Raw genomic sequence first — 16,925 nt, 5'->3', positions numbered from 1 at the left:
TTACAGAAAACCGAGCAGTGAGAAGAAGAAGTATCCTGCCACAATGATAATCACGGGAAGGATATAGAGCGGAAAAATTTGCAGGAAAATGGTGTGACGCGGCACAACAATGCGGGATTCAATCTGCTCCCGGCTCATGCCTTCCGGGCCTTTGGCCTGCTCCAGAATGAGCTGGTCCTCGACGCCCTCGCGTAAGAAGCGCGTCTGACGGCTCATTCGCGCGCCAGAGGCCTGCAGCGCCAGCGCAACAAAGATCAGGGCGTAGATCACCCAAAAGCCGATATTCAGCTGATGCTGAAAATCCGGGGTCGGTGAGTTAAACCAGAAGACATTCAAGAATGGCGTATTAAAACGCATCATCTCAATCATCACATGCGCAAAATCAAGCATAACCGCATTGATACCCGGCTGTTTTTCGCTGTGATCGTACATAAATTTGAGTACAGAAATCAGCGTAGAAATGACGGCAGGAATAAAAATCACCCAGCCAGCAATACGTTTTAAGACCGCAATGCGTCCAGCTTGTTGATACGTCATCAGTTCCTCTTCATAAAGACGCGTTATTTGTGCCTAAGTCTACCTGCTGGTCATCAATTTCGCCCGCTCTTTAAAAGCAATATGCTAAATTGCAGAGTGTGCTTAGCACTTATCGTCTGTCGAACACCCTGGATAAGGAGACGTTGTGATGTCGACACCGCGCCAAATTCTTGCCGCAATTTTTGACATGGATGGATTACTGATCGATTCCGAACCGTTGTGGGATCGCGCCGAACTGGAGGTCATGGCCAGCCTGGGCGTGGATATCAGCCGCCGTAATGAACTTCCCGATACGCTGGGCCTGCGCATCGATATGGTGGTTGACCTGTGGTTTGCCCAACAGCCGTGGGCTGGACCGGGTCGTGATGAAGTGACCGCGCGCATTATCAGCCGCGCCATTTCGCTGGTAGAAGAGAGCAAGCCGCTGCTGCCCGGCGTACGTGAGGCCGTCGCGCTGTGTAAAGCCCAGGGGCTCAAGGTCGGCCTGGCCTCGGCGTCACCGCTGCATATGCTGGAAAAAGTACTCATCATGTTTGAACTGCGCGACAGTTTCGACGCGCTGGCGTCCGCTGAGAAATTGCCTTACAGCAAGCCGCACCCGCAGGTCTATCTCGACTGTGCCGCTAAGCTCGGCGTGGATCCCCTCAACTGCGTTGCGCTGGAAGATTCCGTTAACGGCATGATAGCGTCTAAAGCCGCGCGGATGCGCTCCATTGTGGTGCCTGCGGAAGAAGGCCGCCACGATCCCCGGTTTGCCCTTGCCGATGTGAAGCTGATTTCACTGGCAGAACTCACGGCGCATCACCTGCGGGGCGGTTAAGACCCTCCTGCAGTTTGTGACAAACAGTTACACCGTCACCTCTTCCGCCTACTGTATAAAAACCCTATACTGTATGAATTGACAGTTTTATGGGTTTTATCATGACGGCGGAAGGCCACCTGCTTTTTTCTATCGCGTGCGCAGTATTTGCCAAAAACGCTGAACTTACCCCCGTGCTGGCACAGGGGGACTGGTGGCATATCGTCCCTTCCGCCGTTTTGACCTGTCTGCTGCCCGACATTGACCATCCCAAGTCCTTCCTCGGTCAGCGCCTGAAGTGGGTGTCAAAACCCATCGCCCGCGCGTTCGGCCACCGGGGGTTTACGCACAGCCTGCTGGCCGTGTTTGGCCTGCTGACGCTTTTCTATTTAAAAGTGCCCGAAAGCTGGATCGTCCCCGCCGATGCCATTCAGGGGATGGTGCTGGGCTATCTGAGCCATATTCTGGCCGATATGCTGACGCCTGCGGGCGTACCGCTGCTGTGGCCCTGCCGCTGGCGCTTCCGTTTTCCTATCCTGGCACCGCAGAAAGGGAACCAGCTTGAGCGCGTCTTGTGCATGGCGCTGTTTGCTTACGCCGTCTGGATGCCGCAAACGTTGCCCGAAAACAGTGCAGTCCGCTGGTCTTCCCAGATGATTAATTCGCTGCAATTTCAGTTCAATCGCTTTATTCACCACCAGATTGAACAGTAAACCAACAAAACTATCCCATTTGTCATAACCCATTCCATTTGGATATAAGCGCGACATCACACTTCTGCTAACCTTCCGCCAACAGGATCGGTAAAAACCGACCCGATAATAAATCAGGAGAACGGGGATGAATTTTCCACTCATCGCGAACGTCGTTGTGTTCGTTGTATTGCTATTGCTTCTCGCGCAGGCGCGCCATAAACAGTGGAGCCTGGCGAAAAAGGTGCTGGTTGGTCTGGCCATGGGTGTCGTATTTGGTCTGGCATTACAGGCTATTTATGGCTCCGATAATCCAGTACTGAAAGATTCCATTCAGTGGTTCAACATTGTCGGTAACGGCTATGTTCAGCTGCTGCAGATGATCGTTATGCCGCTGGTATTCGCCTCTATTCTGAGCGCCGTTGCCCGCCTGCATAACGCGACCCAGTTGGGAAAAATCAGTTTCCTGACCATTGGTACGCTACTGTTCACCACGCTGATTGCCGCGCTGGTGGGTGTGCTGGTCACTAACCTGTTTGGCCTGACCGCAGAAGGTCTGGTTCAGGGGACCGCTGAAACGGCACGTCTGACCGCAATTCAGACCAACTACGTGGGTAAAGTAGCTGACCTGACCGTGCCGCAGATGGTGCTCTCCTTCATTCCGAAGAACCCGTTTGCTGACCTGACCGGTGCGAGCCCAACCTCCATCATCAGCGTGGTTATTTTCGCCGCGTTCCTGGGCGTGGCGGCGCTGAAGCTGCTGAAAGACGATGCGCCAAAAGGCGAACGCGTGCTGACCGCGATTGATACCCTGCAAAGCTGGGTGATGAAGCTGGTTCGTCTGGTCATGCAGCTCACCCCTTACGGCGTGCTGGCGCTGATGACCAAAGTGGTTGCCGGCTCTAACCTGCAGGACATCATTAAGCTGGGCAGCTTCGTTGTCGCCTCTTACCTGGGCCTTGGCATTATGTTCGTGGTGCACGGCATCCTGCTGGGCGTGAACGGCGTCAGCCCGCTGAAATACTTCCGTAAGGTCTGGCCGGTACTGACCTTTGCCTTCACCAGCCGTTCCAGCGCCGCGTCTATTCCGCTGAACGTTGAAGCACAGACTCGTCGTCTGGGCGTGCCTGAATCCATCGCCAGCTTCTCTGCCTCCTTTGGTGCCACCATTGGTCAGAACGGCTGTGCGGGTCTGTACCCGGCGATGCTGGCGGTAATGGTTGCTCCTACAGTCGGCATCAACCCGCTGGATCCGGTCTGGATCGCCACGCTGGTCGGGATCGTCACCGTAAGCTCCGCAGGCGTTGCGGGCGTTGGCGGCGGTGCTACCTTCGCCGCGCTGATTGTGCTGCCTGCGCTGGGTCTGCCCGTGACGCTGGTTGCCCTGCTGATCTCCGTTGAGCCGCTGATCGACATGGGCCGTACCGCGCTGAACGTCAGCGGCTCTATGACCGCCGGTACGCTGACCAGCCAGTGGCTGAAGCAGACCGACAAAGCGATTCTGGAAAGTGAAGACGACGCCGAACTGGCGCATCGTTAATCGCTGTAGATATAAAAAAACCGCCAACAGGCGGTTTTTTTATGGCTGTTATTCTTCAACCTCTTCATCCTGGCGGATCTGCATCGCCCACCGCTGTGCGGACTCCGGCACCGTAAAGGTGGGAGAGCGACGGAAATGCTCGCCGATTAGCACAAAGGCCACGTATTTCCCCCGTAACTGCCACACATCGCGAAAACCCTCCACTTTCAGGGCATGGTCTGGCGGCGCGGGCTCAACGCGGGGCACATAGCTAATAACCTGGCGGTTTTGTTGACGAAGAGGTTTCATAAGCGACGGATTCACTAAAGCAAATTCTTGAAGCAGGAAAATTCTATCATAGCCGATCCTGCTGCCTTCCGTCGCGCTCCGAGTGGGTGAGATGGCTCCTTTCGTTAATGATGGCATGTGAAAACTCTTAGTTCGCGAGCCATCTCACGACATTGTTCTATCCTTAATAGGGTTTTTAGCAATGGATAAAGGAGAAGCGTGCAATGTCGAACAAAGATAAAACACATCAATCACCGATTCATGGCACTGAAGAATCTCAACCGGGCATGGACTCTCTCGCCCCTGCAGACGGCTCTCACCGCCCCTCCCCGGGCCCTTCCGCACCAGGCGAACAGCCTACCGCACCGGGAAGCATGAAATCCCCGGATACGGGAAACGATAAGCTGAAATCGCTTGAGCCACACCGTAAAGGCGGCGAAGGTTTTGCGCTCACCACCAATCAGGGCGTGCGCATTGCTGACGATCAGAACTCACTTCGCGCAGGCTCGCGCGGGCCAACCCTGCTGGAAGACTTCATTCTGCGGGAAAAAATCACCCATTTTGACCACGAGCGGATACCGGAACGCATCGTCCACGCACGCGGTTCCGCTGCGCACGGCTATTTTCAGCCCTACAAGAGCCTGAAGGCGATCACCAAAGCGGACTTCCTCTCCGACCCGGATAAAATTACCCCGGTATTTGTGCGTTTCTCCACCGTGCAGGGCGGCGCAGGTTCGGCAGACACCGTCCGGGATATCCGCGGCTTTGCCACCAAGTTTTATACCGAAGAGGGGATTTTCGATCTGGTCGGCAATAACACGCCGGTGTTTTTCATTCAGGACGCGCATAAATTTCCTGACTTTGTCCATGCGGTAAAACCGGAGCCCCACTGGGCCATACCGCAGGGACAAAGTGCGCACGACACCTTCTGGGACTATGTCTCCCTGCAGCCTGAAACCTTACACAACGTGATGTGGGCGATGTCAGACCGCGGGATCCCCCGCAGCTACCGCACCATGGAGGGGTTCGGCATCCATACCTTCCGAATGATCAACGCCGAGGGGAAAGCCACGTTTGTCCGTTTCCACTGGAAGCCGGTGGCGGGTAAAGCCTCGCTGGTGTGGGACGAGGCGCAGAAGCTGACCGGGCGCGATCCGGACTTCCATCGCCGCGAGCTCTGGGAATCCATTGAAGCGGGCGACTTCCCGGAATACGAGCTGGGCCTGCAGCTCATCCCGGAAGAGGACGAATTTAAGTTCGATTTCGACCTTCTGGACCCGACGAAGCTGATCCCGGAAGAGCTGGTACCGGTGCAGCTGGTGGGTAAAATGGTGCTCAACCGCAACCCGGATAACTTCTTTGCCGAAAACGAGCAGGCCGCGTTCCACCCGGGGCATATCGTGCCGGGGCTGGACTTCACCAACGATCCGCTCCTGCAGGGACGCCTTTTCTCCTATACCGATACGCAGATTAGCCGACTCGGCGGGCCGAACTTCCACGAAATTCCGATTAACCGCCCAACCTGCCCGTATCACAACTTCCAGCGCGACGGGATGCACCGTCAGGATATTGATACCAACCCGGCAAACTATGAGCCGAACTCCATCAACGATAACTGGCCGCGTGAAACGCCTCCCGGACCGAAACGCGGTGGATTCGAATCGTATCAGGAGCGTATCGATGGCAATAAAATTCGCGAGCGCAGCCCCTCGTTCGGTGAGTATTACGCCCACCCTCGCCTGTTCTGGAACAGCCAGACGCCGATTGAGCAACAGCACATCATCGGCGGTTTCAGCTTCGAGCTGAGTAAAGTGGTGCGCACCTACATCCGCGAGCGCGTGGTCGATCAGCTGGCGCATATTGATATTCAGCTTGCCCAGAGCGTCGCGGATAACCTGGGCATTACGCTGACCGATGAGCAACGTAACCTTGCTCCGCCGAAAGAGGTTAACGGCGTGAAGAAAGATCCGTCGCTGAGCCTGTATGCGGTGCCGGGCGGCTCGATTAAAGGCCGCGTGGTCGCCATTCTGCTGAACGACAAAACCCGCGCGAGCGACGTGCTGGGGATTATGCAGGCGCTGAAAACCCAGGGCGTACATGCCAAACTGCTCTATTCCCGCATGGGTGAAGTGACGGCCGACGATGGTTCTGTGCTGCCGGTCGCGGCGACCTTTGCCGGTGCGCCATCGCTGACCGTCGATGCGGTGATTGTGCCGTGCGGGGATATTGCCAGCCTGCTGACCAACGGCGACGCCGTCTATTATCTGCTGGAAGCCTATAAGCACCTGAAGCCGATCGCGCTGTCCGGCGACGCGCGACAGTTCAAAGCGCAGCTGAAGGTGGCCGATCAGGGTGAGGACGGGATTGTCGAGGGAGATAACATTGACGATGCCTTCATGACGAAGCTGTTTGATTTGCTCGCCGCGCACCGCGTCTGGTCGCGAAGCAGCAAGGTCGATCAGATTCCGGCGTAAAAAAAGCCCGGTGGCGGCTTCGCCTTACCGGGCCTACAAGAGTTAACAGGTCGTTCGTAGGCCGGGTAAGGCGAAGCCGCCACCCGGCAACTCTTACAGCTCCCTGAACGTCCCCAACCGATACCCGCGCTCGGCAATCGCATATTTCAGCGAGGCCGACGTCAGCACGTCCAGCTCCGCCAGCCGCGGCCAGCAGTAGGCACTTTTACGCACGGTGTTATCGACAAAGGCAGGATGCGCCATCACTTCCACCGAGGTTTCTCCACGGGCAGCGGAATCATCCAGCACCTTCAGGAACAGCGCTTCGCTGATCTCTTCTCCGTAAAACGCGCTGCTGAACCCCTCAGTGGATGTAAAAGCGCAGTCCGGCAATCCGTGCACCTCGCGATCCACGCGCATCGCCACGCCTTTGCGCTGCGCAAACCCGGCGACAACAGGGAAAATCGCCGGGATCATATGCACGTGGTGATGGCTGTCGATGTGCGTCGGCGCTTTACCAAACACATCAACGAAGCGGTTGAACTGGCACTCCAGCTCGCGGGCAATCTCTTCGAGCGGCAGAGCACCCTGCTCCGCCCGTTCCCAAATCCATTTACCCAGCTGGCCGTCGCGCGTCAGGCCCGGCATTGGCGAAAGCGGCATCCCGAGCGTCAGCACAAAATGCATGCCGACGCCCAGCTCTGGCACCTCGCGGCTCAGCTGCGCCGCGTGTTCAACCGCCTCAGCGTTAACCAGGGCCGTTGTAGAGGTCACAACCCCCCGGCGGCAGGCTTCAATAATGCCGTAGTTCTGACCTTTCGAGAGACCAAAATCATCAGCATTAACGATCAGCAGGTTTTCCATTGTGCGTCCTCTTATTGCTGTTTGAACTTCAGCTTCTCGATCGTGGCGGCAAAGTTCGGCAACCACTTTTCATGCGCCAGGATCATCTCGCTGGCCAGCTGCTCCGCGTCACGGTCAGAATGCACCAGCGGGCTGAGGTTCAGGGCCAGCAGCACGTCATTGAGCTCACCGCTCAGCGCCGCGTTGCTTGCTGCCACTTCAAAGCCTTTGATGGTATGAATCAGCCCCATGATCTTGTCATCGAAGTGGGTGATACGGGGATGCGGTTTAGCCCCCTCGCGCCCCAGGATGCAGGTCATTTCGACGGCCCAGTCAGCCGGAATATTGTCGACATGGCCGTGATGCGGGACGTTAACATAGTGCTCAGCCTGCTTGTCGTTGTAGATGGCGTTGATCACTTCGCACGCCGCATCGGAGTAGTAGGCCCCGCCGCGCTGCTCCAGCTCTTTCGGTTTGACGTTCAGGTTCGGGTCTTTATACAAATCGAACAGCTGCTTTTCGACCTTCTGAACGATCTGCGCACGCGCGCCGCCCTTATAATACTCGCCCATTTCGATGGCCAGCATCTCTTTCTGCTTGAAGTAGTAAAGCAGGTACGAGCAAGGCAGCAGATTCAGCGAGCGGATCAGCCCTTCGCTGAACGGCAGGTCAAAGATGTTTTTCACCGATGCCGCCGTCAGACGACCGGAGGCCACGCCGTCGAGGAGCTCGGCAAAGCGCGATTCCCCGTTCACGATGACATCTTTAATAAACACCATGTGGTTCAGGCCGAACAGATCGATGGAGAGATCGTCGTTGTCGGTCAGCGCCAGCACGTCGCGGATGAACATCTTCATGCCGATCGGAATATTACAGACGCCGATAAAGCGTTTGAAATTCGTATGACGATAGACCGCCTCGGTCACCATACCGGCCGGGTTGGTGAAGTTAATGACCCACGCGTTCGGGCAGATCTCCTGCACGTCTTTGACGATGTCGAAAATCACCGGGATGGTGCGCAGGCCTTTAAACAGGCCGCCCGCGCCGTTGGTCTCCTGCCCCAGATACCCGTGGCTCAGGGGAATACGCTCGTCCAGCTCACGCGCCTTCAGCTGGCCGACGCGCAGCTGGGTGGTGACAAAATCCGCATCTTTCAGCGCCAGACGACGATCGAGGGTTTTATGCACGGTCAGAGGCACGCCCGCTTTTTCCACCATGCGCTTGCACAGGTCGAAAATAATATTCAGCTTCTCCTGACCTTCCTCAACGTCTACCAGCCATAATTCGCTGACCGGTAATTCATGATAACGTTTCAGGAAACCTTCGAGTAATTCCGGGGTATAGCTGCTGCCGCCACCAATGGTTACGACTTTTAATTTCTTCTGCATAATATCTCCCTTAGCGTATCAGGTTAATCGCCTGCAAGGTATAGCGTGCTCTTCCCGCTATTTGGGCAAGCCATTAAAGCAATATTCGTGGCGGGTAATCCGCCGACAGTTAATTAATTACCGTCAAATTTTTCCGGTAACTGTTCGGTGTGAATGACGTCAATTTCTTAAAGGTTTTAATAAACAGGCTGGGGCTGCTGTATCCTGACTCGTATGCAATATCGGTGACAGAATAGTTGGTAATTTCCAGCTGTTTTTTAGCAAAATTAATGCGGATTTCATTAATAATTTGCACGGGCGTTTTACGGTAATAACGCTGCGTCGCGCGGGTCAGATATTCCTGGGATTTGCCCGACAGGGAGACCATATTTTCCAGCGCATTTTCGCTGAACTGGCTTTTATCGTGCATCAGCTCAACGGTGCTGCGCAGCCATTGCGGAATATCATCCGTCACCTGCTGCTCTTCACGATGATGGCGCAGCCGGTTCATCACGTAGAAGGTCACCGTTTCAATAAACTCATCAAATTCATTGTCGCGGAAGTTAAGCGAGGCGATAACCGTTTCAATCCAGGTCATGAACTCGTTTTTGACGCGATAAACCTGGGAGGCCACAAAGCAGAACGGCACCAGCGGCAGATAATGCTTCTCGAAGAAACGTCTGCTGACGCCCACATTCAGAATACGGGTGGCACCAAATTCGTAAAAGCTCTGGTGATAAGATCCCATCGGCAGGAAGACAAAATCCCCTCGTTCAAGCAGAACGCGCTTACCGTTGATCTCCTGGTAGTAGCGGCCGGTCAGAACAATCGTGAACTCGTAGTAGTCATGCTGATGCAGACCGCTGGCGCTCTCCGTTTTGTTGTAGATAACCACGTGAAAATTTTTGCCATTAAACAGCTGCTGTTCAAGGGCGGTTTTAATTTCCATCGTGCTGACCTCCTGCTACTCAGTCTGACTTACTGCATCTTCTCGTGAAGCTCAATGAGCTCCGCCACCAGCTCGCGTGCCAGCATCGAGGTCATCAGGTGATCCTGCGCGTGGACCAGCACCAGGCTGACCTTCATCTTCCCTTCGCCCTGATCGCTTTCAATCAGCTTTGTCTGCACCAGGTGCGCTTCGTTCAGCGCCGTGCGGGACTGTTCCATCATGGTTTTCGCCGCGGCGAAATCCCCCTGCTTGGCCTGCTTCAGCGCGGCGTAGGCCAGGCTGCGGGCCTGCCCGGAGTTGATGATAAGCCCCATCACCACTTCTTCGAGATCGTTCTCGACGGCGTCGTCTGCGACAATATTATCCAAATCTAACATCTTTAAGCTCCTTGTGGCTGGCGCGGGTTTCCCCGCGCCGTCAATCTTAGAATTTCAGTGAGAGGGCGATATCCTCTTCGCTCTCTTCTTCATCAATGATGGTGGCGGCTTTGTTCGCAATCGCCACGAACGGCATGTACAGCAGGGTGGCAATCCCGAGGTTAAATATCGCCAGCAGGAAGGCTGCGACGCTGCCGTTGGTGTTGAAGAAGGCGCCCAGGCCCGCCGGCATGGTCCACGGTGCAATGTTGGTGACCGGAGGAATGATGCCCATGTAATACGCCGTCAGGGTGATAGCGGCCAGCAGCGGCTGAACCAGGATGAACGGAATGAACATGACCGGGTTCATGATGATTGGCAGACCGAACAGAATCGGTTCGTTAATCTGGAAGATGCCTGATGGCAGCGCCAGCTTCGCGACCTGACGGTAGTCTGCGCGACGAGAGACAATAAAGACCGCGATGATCAGACCCAAGGTTGCCCCGGTACCGCCCAGGAAGATATAGGAGTCAAGCATCGGCTTCGCCCACACATGGAAAGTTTTACCCGCTGCCAGCGCCGCATCAACGGAGCCGTACTGCTGATACAGTGCAACGTTTTCCAGTGCCCACGGGGTCATAATTCCGCTGTCCAGCGCGGCCAGTGCCAGTGAACCATGCACGCCAAAGAACCACAGCAGAGAGGTGAAAATCACGTACGCCCAACCGACCACGCCACCCATAGACGCCAGCGGCGTAGAGATAGAGTCCATGATGATCTGGTGGAAGTTCGTGCCCCAGTGAGAGAGCGCCCAGGCGATAATCCCCATGATAGAGAGAATAATGAAGCCTGGAATCAACGCGGAAAATGAACGGGAAACGGAGGCCGGTACGCTATCCGGCAGGCGGATCACCCAGTTGCGACGGATAATAAAGGTGAACATCTCTGCCACCACCAGGCCGATAACAATACCGGAGATGATGTTAGCCCCACCCAGCCAGTTGGCGCCCACAGCATAGGCTTCACCGACGCTGTACGGGGTCACTGTCATAAAGGCGGCGACGGATAATAACCCGGCGGCCAGCGGGTCCACCTTACGCTCTTCTGCCAGCGCCATCCCAATAAAGAAAGGCGCCATCAGCGACATAATCCCCAACGTACCGTTATAGACGTTGCCGCCGATGGCTTTAAAACCATTAAGGGTTTCAATTGTGGAAGCGTCTAACCGAATTCCTAATGAATAAAAGAAGGAACCTTCACCAAAGCTCAGAAAAACGTTGTTAATTAAAACGAACATGGCCCCGGCCAGCGTCAACGGCATTAATTTAATAAAGCCGTTTTTGATGGCATTAACGTGAGGCTGCTTTCCTATTTTAACAGCAAAAGGAAGGAGTACCTTTTCAAGTGAAGCGATGACTTTACTCATAGGAAAATACCCTTAAATGCCGTAACGCATGTTACGGCGTATTGTGTGTGAAATAACTCTTTGACGGGAAAAATAAAAATTAATTAGCAGCTTTTTTAATCGCTGCCACAGCAGCTTTAAGAACACCTAAACCATCAATCTTGCCGTACAGCCCCGAGTCGATCACTTCGACCGGTTTATTGGGTAACAGTCGTTGAATTTCGGGCAACATATAGGCAATTTGCGGTCCCAGTAAAACAACATCGGCTGTCTGACCTTTTTCGCCCGCCAGCGTTTCCGGGAACGCTTCGATCACCACAGGGACTTCATACTTTTCAGCCTGCGCACGCATCTTTGACACCAGAAGCGAGGTTGACATGCCCGCTGAGCAGAACAGGTAGATATGTTTCTTTTCCATCGTAATTTCCCTCTTGTATGACTACCTGCCGTCGCGTTCTCACTCGACTCGCTGTCCCGGCAGACAGGTAGTTTGCGTACTGTTGTTTATCGTTGGAGTGAGTATACGCAATGGTACAGACAGGGGATAATTCTGAACAGACTCAAATTGTCTCTCATTGACCTGGCTTGTTGACTACCCTCACATTTCGGGCAAATAATTCGCGAAAAGAAATAAGATTTTCCGATGCATAAAAAAACCGGCCTCAGGGCCGGTTTGTTAACATCCTTAGGCAAGCAGGGTGACTACGCCTTAGGTGCCTGCGGGTCAGTGTCGTATTCAGCACAGGTCTGATAGCCGGAGTTGATCACATGACCGGTATCATCCAGGGCGACAAAGTAGGTTTCTGCCTTACCATCACGTTGACCCAGGATGTAGGTCTGGCAGGTCCCTTTCGCATGAATCATGGTAACTTCGGAAGAAGGTTTACCGGCAATCGCAGCGACCTGCGAACGGGTCATCCCTTTTTTGACATCTTTTACTACGGGCTGCGTAAACTGATCCTTGGTGCGATCGTAAGCCGTACACCCTGCCAGCATAGTCAGTACCGCCGCTGCGCTAAGAATTCCTGCTACGTTCTTGTTCATATTCCGTCCTCTTGTTTATCAGCGTGTTATCTAAGCATGGGATAAAAAGTACTATTGTTCAACTTTGTGCGTTACGCCAGACGAATTTCGGAAAATTCTAATAAAACAACGATAACCTGCTAAAACGGCGCAAATTAGCGCACTCGAAACTGTGATCCTTGTCGTTTTACGTCCAAAGGGTTAGTTTTAACAGTTAAGACATTCTGTTTATGGAGAGCGTGATGACTCTGCAACAAGAGATTATCCAGGCGCTGGGCGCGAAGCCTGCGGTAGATGCAAATGAAGAGATCCGCCGCAGCGTGGATTTTTTAAAAGCGTATTTAAAGAAGAACTCTTTCCTGAAATCTCTGGTGCTGGGCATCAGCGGCGGCCAGGATTCAACTCTGACCGGTAAGCTCTGCCAGATGGCAATTTCAGAGCTCCGCGAAGAGACGGGCGATGAGACGCTGCAGTTTATCGCTGTGCGCCTTCCTTACGGCGTACAGGCAGACGAGCAGGATTGCCAGGATGCAATCGCCTTCATTCAGCCTGACCGCGTGCTGACCGTGAATATTAAAGGCTCGGTGCTGGCAAGCGAGCAGGCGTTACGCGAAGCGGGCATTGAGCTGAGCGATTTCGTTCGCGGCAATGAAAAGGCACGCGAGCGCATGAAAGCGCAGTACAGCATCGCCGGGATGACCAAAGGCGTCGTGGTCGGCACCGACCATGCGGCGGAAGCGATCACCGGTTTCTTCACCAAATATGGCGACGGCGGCACCGACATCAACCCGATCTTCCGCCTGAACAAGCGTCAGGGTAAGCAGCTGCTGGCCGCGCTGGGCTGCCCTGAGCATCTGTATAAGAAAGCGCCGACAGCGGACCTTGAAGACGATCGCCCTTCCCTGCCGGATGAAGCGGCTCTTGGCGTCACCTACGACAACATTGATGATTATCTGGAAGGCAAAAAGCTGGATGAAGGCACCGCAAAGATCATCGAAGGCTGGTATCTGAAAACCGAGCACAAGCGCCACACGCCAATTACGGTGTTTGACGACTTCTGGAAATAAACGCAAAACGGTAACCCCGTTTTGTAGGCCGGGTAAGGCGTCGCCGCCACCCGGCTCTTTTTTAACCAAACCCTCTCTGCTACACTGTATGCCTGAACAGTATATGGAGCAGTATGTGAGCAGGCGTCAATCCGCCCCGCGTCTTGAGTTTGAAGCGGCGGCTATCTACGAATATCCCGAGCACCTTCGCCCCTGGCTTGAGGCACTGCCTAAACAGCCGGGCGTATATATCTTTCACGGTGAAAGCGACACGCTGCCGCTTTACATCGGCAAGAGCGTTAACATTCGCAGTCGGGTGTTATCCCATCTGCGTACCCCGGACGAGGCCGCCATGCTGCGCCAGTCGCGACGCATTACCTGGTTCCAGACGGCAGGAGAAATGGGTGCGCTATTGCTGGAAGCGCGTTTGATTAAAGAGCAGCAGCCGCTGTTCAACAAGCGCCTGCGCCGCAACCGTCAGCTCTGCTCCCTGCAGATCAACGAAGGCAAGCCGCAGGTCGTCTACGCGCGCGACGTCGATTTTTCTCATGCCCCGAATCTCTATGGGCTGTTCGCCAATAAAAGAGCCGCACTCCAGGCGCTGCAGACGCTCGCGGACGAGCTCCAGCTTTGCTACAGCCTTTTGGGCCTGGAGGCGACCACGCGTGGACGCGCCTGTTTCCGATCCGCGCTGAAGCGCTGTGCCGGTGCCTGCTGTGGGAAAGAGAGCGTTGAGGCGCACCACGCCCGGCTCCTCGCCGGTCTGGCGGCCATCAGCGTGAAGTGCTGGCCCTGGGAAAGCGCCGTTGCGCTAAAAGAAGTGGGTGACGCGATGACCCAATATCACATCGTCAATAACTGGCTCTGGCTGGGCGCTGTCGACGATATCAACGACGCGGCAACCCTGCTGCGCACGCCCGCTGGATTTGACCACGATGGCTACAAAATTCTCTGTAAACCTGTGCTGGCCGGTAAGTTTGAAATCATTGAGCTCAATGGCCTGGCAGCCACGTGATTTCGCTGAACAATAAGGTACCTTGAGCCTCCAGCAGACGCAGCGTATGGGTACCCTCCTCCCAGCTGGCGCCCTGATCGGCCGTCAGCAATTTATCACCCAGCTGCCACGCCCCGCTTAACACAAACACCACGCCCCCGCGTGTGCCAAAGGTGGTAAAGGTACGGTCAGCCACGCGCACCTTCGCCCGGCAGCAGTCGCGACGGGTCATGATGTTGAAGTCCATTGCCATCCGCCCATCGGACAGCAGCGCTTTCACCGGCAGGTCGCCGGCAAAGCTGTAGGGCTGATGGTGCTTCAGGGTATGGAAGAACGCCTGGCCCGCATCCAGCGTCACCTCCCCGCCTTCCAACAAGGTAATTACCCGATCGACGCCGGGAAAAGAGGAAAATTCGCCGTTGCTGGCGATAGTCGCGATACTGGCGCGCCAGTGAAAATCGCGCGTTGCGGGAGGGAAACAACAAATCTCACGCGTTTCACCCGCACCATTGCGCCAGAGGCTGACCGGCATCTTACGGATATCAAAGAACTCCATCACCACTCCTGAATGGCACAACCCGTGCCAGGGCAAGGATATTGCTATCGTTGCTGTCTTGTTTGTTATCGTTAGGTATTCACAACACAGTATCGGCAGCAGAGCGGGCAGGCCTTAGCGGAACGTTAATAAAAATTCTAACGCCATGACTCTACAAACATTCTCTGATGCGACTACAGGAGCATACCGCGCTGGCGGCGGCAGACAAGAGGGCAGGAAAGAAAAACCGCCGGTCCTGTCCACAGCGATTGCGCTTTTGTGGACAGGATCCCGGCGGTCTTAAGAGAGTGAACCGATTATTCGGTTGGTGCTGGCATTTTACCTTCCATCGCCGGACGTTCTGTCAGACGCTTCTCAAAATTCGCATTAAATTGTTTTTTCTGTTCCGGGGTCAGAATGTTGTAGATCTTGTTCTGGGTTTCCAGGTGAGCCAGCATGCGGGCTTTGTGCTGCTCGGCCATTTTGTCGATCTGCGCTTCGGCTTTCGCCTTGTCGAAGCTGTCGCTGGCGATGATGTCATGCATGGCACGACGCTCTTCCAGCGGCGGACGTTTCATCTGGTCGCGTTCGCTCTTCCGGATATCGCGGATCTGCTGTTTCTGCGCATCCGTCAGGTTGAGATCCTTAAACATCATCATCTCGTTGTGCATACCCGGGCCTTTATGATGCATCATCATTTTGCCTTCAGCAGGCGCGGCAGCGGTGGTGGTCGCAGTATCTGCGGCGAACGCCATGCTGGTAGCGCCCAGAGCCAGGGTAGAAGCAACAAACAGTGCAGTAAACTTACGCATAATTTATTTCCTTTCTTTCAGTTATTCTTCGGCGCTATGCCGTGTTGACGAGATTAACTTTACGGGGTTTATCGTCAATTAGTCAGAGCAACGGTAAAACAATGAAAGTGTAAAAAACAAATTTTCGCCAAATGTGGAGGAAATAAGGATAAAGCGTGGAGAATTGCAACCAAAAATATTCAATGCGATGATTTTAAAGCGATTTAGCAAAAGTATAACGGAGTGAAGGTGAATAATAAAGCAATTCACCAGGAATATTCTGCAAAACACGTTCACGCGCTTTAATTGCTAAGAAAAGGTATTTAACTTCCCCTCCCGGATGATGAGAGGGGAAAGGTTCAGGATATTTTTTCCAGCATCAGCCCGGCACGCAGGCCAAACGCGACGGTTGGGTTAGGGAATAAAACATACTCGGTGGTTTTCTGCACCTCGTAACGTTCCTCGCCGTCCTCGGCCAGCAGCGCCCCTTTGCGGAACGGGGTGAAGTTGAGGGTGTGTGCGGCCATGTGGAGCAGGAAGGCATCGCTGCGGCGCGTGATCTGCTGCACGACCCGGTAACGCTCAACGGTCTGGTGCGTATGCTCGGGAGCCGACCCGCCCAGCAGCGCCCGCAGGGCGAGATGCGTTGGCGCAAAGCGGGTGAGATCGTTTTGCCCAAACGGCAGCGCTTTCCCCAGCTCCAGCGTACAGGACAACGCACCAAAGTGCTCACAGGTGAAGTGCGTAAAGGTTCCGCCCGGCGACTGGTGAAACACCAGCGCCTCCAGCCCGGCATCTCCCAGCCAGCTCAGGAAATCTTCCTCCCACGGCTGATTGCGCTGCGGCAGCACGCCGAAGCGGACATGGTAGGACGCGCGGATGGCCGTATGCAGATCCAGATGCCAGCGCACGGGCCCCGCAGCGGCAAAGAACGCGGTCACCACGTTCTCCAGCCACGCTGCCCGCGCCGTTTCGTCACTTTGCGGAAACTGCGACCAGCGCCCGCCGAACATGCGGTTAATGTCGCTCACCAGATACCGTTTATTTTGCGCCAGCGCAGGGGGATTGCCGAGCACCACCAGCACGCGGCACTTCAGGGCAATTTCATTGCGATACAGCGCGCGCAGCAGCAGATCGACAATCTCAACGGGCGCCGTTTCATTCCCGTGAATGCCCGTTGAAAGCAGCAGCGAGAGATCGCTCTTTGCGGTCGGCGTCAGCTCAAGCACCCCGCGCCCCAGCCACCGCCAGCGAAATGAGGGGCCATCCCCCTCTTTCTGTTCCGGCGTTTCATCGGCCAGGGTCAGCGCCAGTAAATTTTCCATACC

18 protein-coding genes are annotated in these 16,925 nt (G+C 54.9%); 6 read left to right on the top strand and 12 right to left on the bottom strand.

From position 1 onward, the window contains the following. Positions 1-537, bottom strand: coding sequence for a YniB family protein (locus tag ACEPLT_RS08975; protein ID WP_008500663.1), 537 nt, complete (start codon positions 535-537; stop codon positions 1-3). 148 nt (positions 538-685) lie between these two features. On the opposite strand from ACEPLT_RS08975, the gene hxpB reads away from it, so the two are divergent. The 3 genes from hxpB (at position 686) to tcyP (ending at position 3,568) form a co-directional block, all read left to right on the top strand. After that, entirely contained in the window at positions 686-1,357 is a 672-nt protein-coding gene (gene hxpB / locus ACEPLT_RS08970; protein WP_021241077.1) for a hexitol phosphatase HxpB, read from the top strand. A gap of 101 nt (positions 1,358-1,458) precedes the next feature. Further along, positions 1,459-2,049 (top strand): metal-dependent hydrolase, encoded by a 591-nt coding sequence (locus tag ACEPLT_RS08965; RefSeq protein WP_014883483.1) that lies wholly within the window; start codon positions 1,459-1,461, stop codon positions 2,047-2,049. Positions 2,050-2,176: 127 nt separating this feature from the next. Next, entirely contained in the window at positions 2,177-3,568 is a 1,392-nt protein-coding gene (gene tcyP / locus ACEPLT_RS08960) for a cystine/sulfocysteine:cation symporter (RefSeq protein ID WP_008500667.1), read from the top strand. A 48-nt stretch (positions 3,569-3,616) separates the two neighbouring features. On the opposite strand, the gene cedA is transcribed toward tcyP, so the two are convergent. After that, positions 3,617-3,892, bottom strand: coding sequence for a cell division activator CedA (gene cedA / locus ACEPLT_RS08955; protein WP_191091794.1), 276 nt, complete (start codon positions 3,890-3,892; stop codon positions 3,617-3,619). A 167-nt stretch (positions 3,893-4,059) separates the two neighbouring features. Here cedA and katE point away from each other — a divergent pair, with 167 nt between their 5' ends. Further along, complete coding sequence (gene katE, locus ACEPLT_RS08950; protein ID WP_232928422.1) at positions 4,060-6,309, top strand: catalase HPII; 2,250 nt, start codon at positions 4,060-4,062, stop codon at positions 6,307-6,309. A gap of 93 nt (positions 6,310-6,402) precedes the next feature. Here katE and chbG read toward each other — a convergent pair whose 3' ends face one another. The 7 genes from chbG to osmE all read right to left on the bottom strand — a co-directional run bounded on the left by chbG (position 6,403) and on the right by osmE (position 12,252). Further along, positions 6,403-7,152: a chitin disaccharide deacetylase gene (chbG, locus tag ACEPLT_RS08945; protein WP_135346182.1), complete on the bottom strand. Its 750-nt coding sequence runs from the start codon at positions 7,150-7,152 to the stop codon at positions 6,403-6,405. Positions 7,153-7,163: 11 nt separating this feature from the next. Next, a complete protein-coding gene (locus tag ACEPLT_RS08940; protein ID WP_232928420.1) occupies positions 7,164-8,519 on the bottom strand; it encodes a 6-phospho-beta-glucosidase in 1,356 nt (451 codons plus the stop codon). Between the two features lie 109 nt (positions 8,520-8,628). Then, on the bottom strand, positions 8,629-9,447 hold the full coding sequence (gene chbR, locus ACEPLT_RS08935; RefSeq protein ID WP_008500673.1) for a transcriptional regulator ChbR: 819 nt from the start codon (positions 9,445-9,447) through the stop codon (positions 8,629-8,631). Positions 9,448-9,476: 29 nt separating this feature from the next. Then, positions 9,477-9,824: a PTS N,N'-diacetylchitobiose transporter subunit IIA gene (gene chbA / locus ACEPLT_RS08930; protein WP_008500674.1), complete on the bottom strand. Its 348-nt coding sequence runs from the start codon at positions 9,822-9,824 to the stop codon at positions 9,477-9,479. Positions 9,825-9,870: 46 nt separating this feature from the next. After that, positions 9,871-11,229 (bottom strand): PTS N,N'-diacetylchitobiose transporter subunit IIC, encoded by a 1,359-nt coding sequence (gene chbC / locus ACEPLT_RS08925; protein ID WP_008500675.1) that lies wholly within the window; start codon positions 11,227-11,229, stop codon positions 9,871-9,873. Positions 11,230-11,308: 79 nt separating this feature from the next. Beyond that, positions 11,309-11,626 carry a PTS N,N'-diacetylchitobiose transporter subunit IIB gene (chbB, locus tag ACEPLT_RS08920; RefSeq protein WP_008500676.1) on the bottom strand — a complete coding sequence of 106 codons (318 nt, stop codon included), beginning with the start codon at positions 11,624-11,626 and terminating at the stop codon, positions 11,309-11,311. A gap of 284 nt (positions 11,627-11,910) precedes the next feature. Continuing rightward, positions 11,911-12,252, bottom strand: a complete 342-nt coding sequence (osmE, locus tag ACEPLT_RS08915) for an osmotically-inducible lipoprotein OsmE (protein ID WP_008500677.1) — start codon at positions 12,250-12,252, stop codon at positions 11,911-11,913. A gap of 221 nt (positions 12,253-12,473) precedes the next feature. Here osmE and nadE point away from each other — a divergent pair, with 221 nt between their 5' ends. Both nadE and cho read left to right on the top strand, forming a co-directional pair. Continuing rightward, a complete protein-coding gene (gene nadE, locus ACEPLT_RS08910) occupies positions 12,474-13,298 on the top strand; it encodes an ammonia-dependent NAD(+) synthetase (RefSeq protein WP_008500678.1) in 825 nt (274 codons plus the stop codon). A gap of 115 nt (positions 13,299-13,413) precedes the next feature. After that, the gene (gene cho, locus ACEPLT_RS08905; RefSeq protein ID WP_025911692.1) at positions 13,414-14,292 is read left to right on the top strand and encodes an excinuclease Cho; all 879 of its coding nucleotides are present in this window, start codon (positions 13,414-13,416) and stop codon (positions 14,290-14,292) included. Here cho and ves read toward each other — a convergent pair. The 3 genes from ves to astE all read right to left on the bottom strand — a co-directional run bounded on the left by ves (position 14,270) and on the right by astE (position 16,922). Beyond that, the gene (gene ves / locus ACEPLT_RS08900; protein WP_021241069.1) at positions 14,270-14,827 is read right to left on the bottom strand and encodes an environmental stress-induced protein Ves; all 558 of its coding nucleotides are present in this window, start codon (positions 14,825-14,827) and stop codon (positions 14,270-14,272) included. The two genes, cho and ves, sit on opposite strands and share 23 nt — an antisense overlap. A 296-nt stretch (positions 14,828-15,123) precedes the next feature. Beyond that, entirely contained in the window at positions 15,124-15,618 is a 495-nt protein-coding gene (gene spy, locus ACEPLT_RS08895) for an ATP-independent periplasmic protein-refolding chaperone Spy (protein WP_008500682.1), read from the bottom strand. Positions 15,619-15,956: 338 nt separating this feature from the next. After that, positions 15,957-16,922, bottom strand: coding sequence for a succinylglutamate desuccinylase (gene astE, locus ACEPLT_RS08890; RefSeq protein ID WP_008500683.1), 966 nt, complete (start codon positions 16,920-16,922; stop codon positions 15,957-15,959). Between the last annotated feature and the right edge of the window lie 3 nt (positions 16,923-16,925).

The organism is Enterobacter sp. fkY84-1 (assembly GCF_052974705.1).
Note: the sequence above shows the minus strand (reverse complement) of the source record. Positions and strands in the feature narration are given on the sequence as shown.

Bases quoted from the DNA above. Each gene is read 5' to 3' on its own strand.
- ACEPLT_RS08975 (WP_008500663.1), bottom strand. From the start codon at position 537: ATGACGTATCAACAAGCTGGACGCATTGCGGTCTTAAAACGTATTGCT.
- hxpB (WP_021241077.1), top strand. From the start codon at position 686: ATGTCGACACCGCGCCAAATTCTTGCCGCAATTTTTGACATGGATGGA.
- ACEPLT_RS08965 (WP_014883483.1), top strand. From the start codon at position 1,459: ATGACGGCGGAAGGCCACCTGCTTTTTTCTATCGCGTGCGCAGTATTT.
- tcyP (WP_008500667.1), top strand. From the start codon at position 2,177: ATGAATTTTCCACTCATCGCGAACGTCGTTGTGTTCGTTGTATTGCTA.
- katE (WP_232928422.1), top strand. From the start codon at position 4,060: ATGTCGAACAAAGATAAAACACATCAATCACCGATTCATGGCACTGAA.
- chbG (WP_135346182.1), bottom strand. From the start codon at position 7,152: ATGGAAAACCTGCTGATCGTTAATGCTGATGATTTTGGTCTCTCGAAA.
- ACEPLT_RS08940 (WP_232928420.1), bottom strand. From the start codon at position 8,519: ATGCAGAAGAAATTAAAAGTCGTAACCATTGGTGGCGGCAGCAGCTAT.
- chbR (WP_008500673.1), bottom strand. From the start codon at position 9,447: ATGGAAATTAAAACCGCCCTTGAACAGCAGCTGTTTAATGGCAAAAAT.
- chbA (WP_008500674.1), bottom strand. From the start codon at position 9,824: ATGTTAGATTTGGATAATATTGTCGCAGACGACGCCGTCGAGAACGAT.
- chbC (WP_008500675.1), bottom strand. From the start codon at position 11,229: ATGAGTAAAGTCATCGCTTCACTTGAAAAGGTACTCCTTCCTTTTGCT.
- chbB (WP_008500676.1), bottom strand. From the start codon at position 11,626: ATGGAAAAGAAACATATCTACCTGTTCTGCTCAGCGGGCATGTCAACC.
- osmE (WP_008500677.1), bottom strand. From the start codon at position 12,252: ATGAACAAGAACGTAGCAGGAATTCTTAGCGCAGCGGCGGTACTGACT.
- nadE (WP_008500678.1), top strand. From the start codon at position 12,474: ATGACTCTGCAACAAGAGATTATCCAGGCGCTGGGCGCGAAGCCTGCG.
- ves (WP_021241069.1), bottom strand. From the start codon at position 14,827: ATGGAGTTCTTTGATATCCGTAAGATGCCGGTCAGCCTCTGGCGCAAT.
- spy (WP_008500682.1), bottom strand. From the start codon at position 15,618: ATGCGTAAGTTTACTGCACTGTTTGTTGCTTCTACCCTGGCTCTGGGC.
- astE (WP_008500683.1), bottom strand. From the start codon at position 16,922: ATGGAAAATTTACTGGCGCTGACCCTGGCCGATGAAACGCCGGAACAG.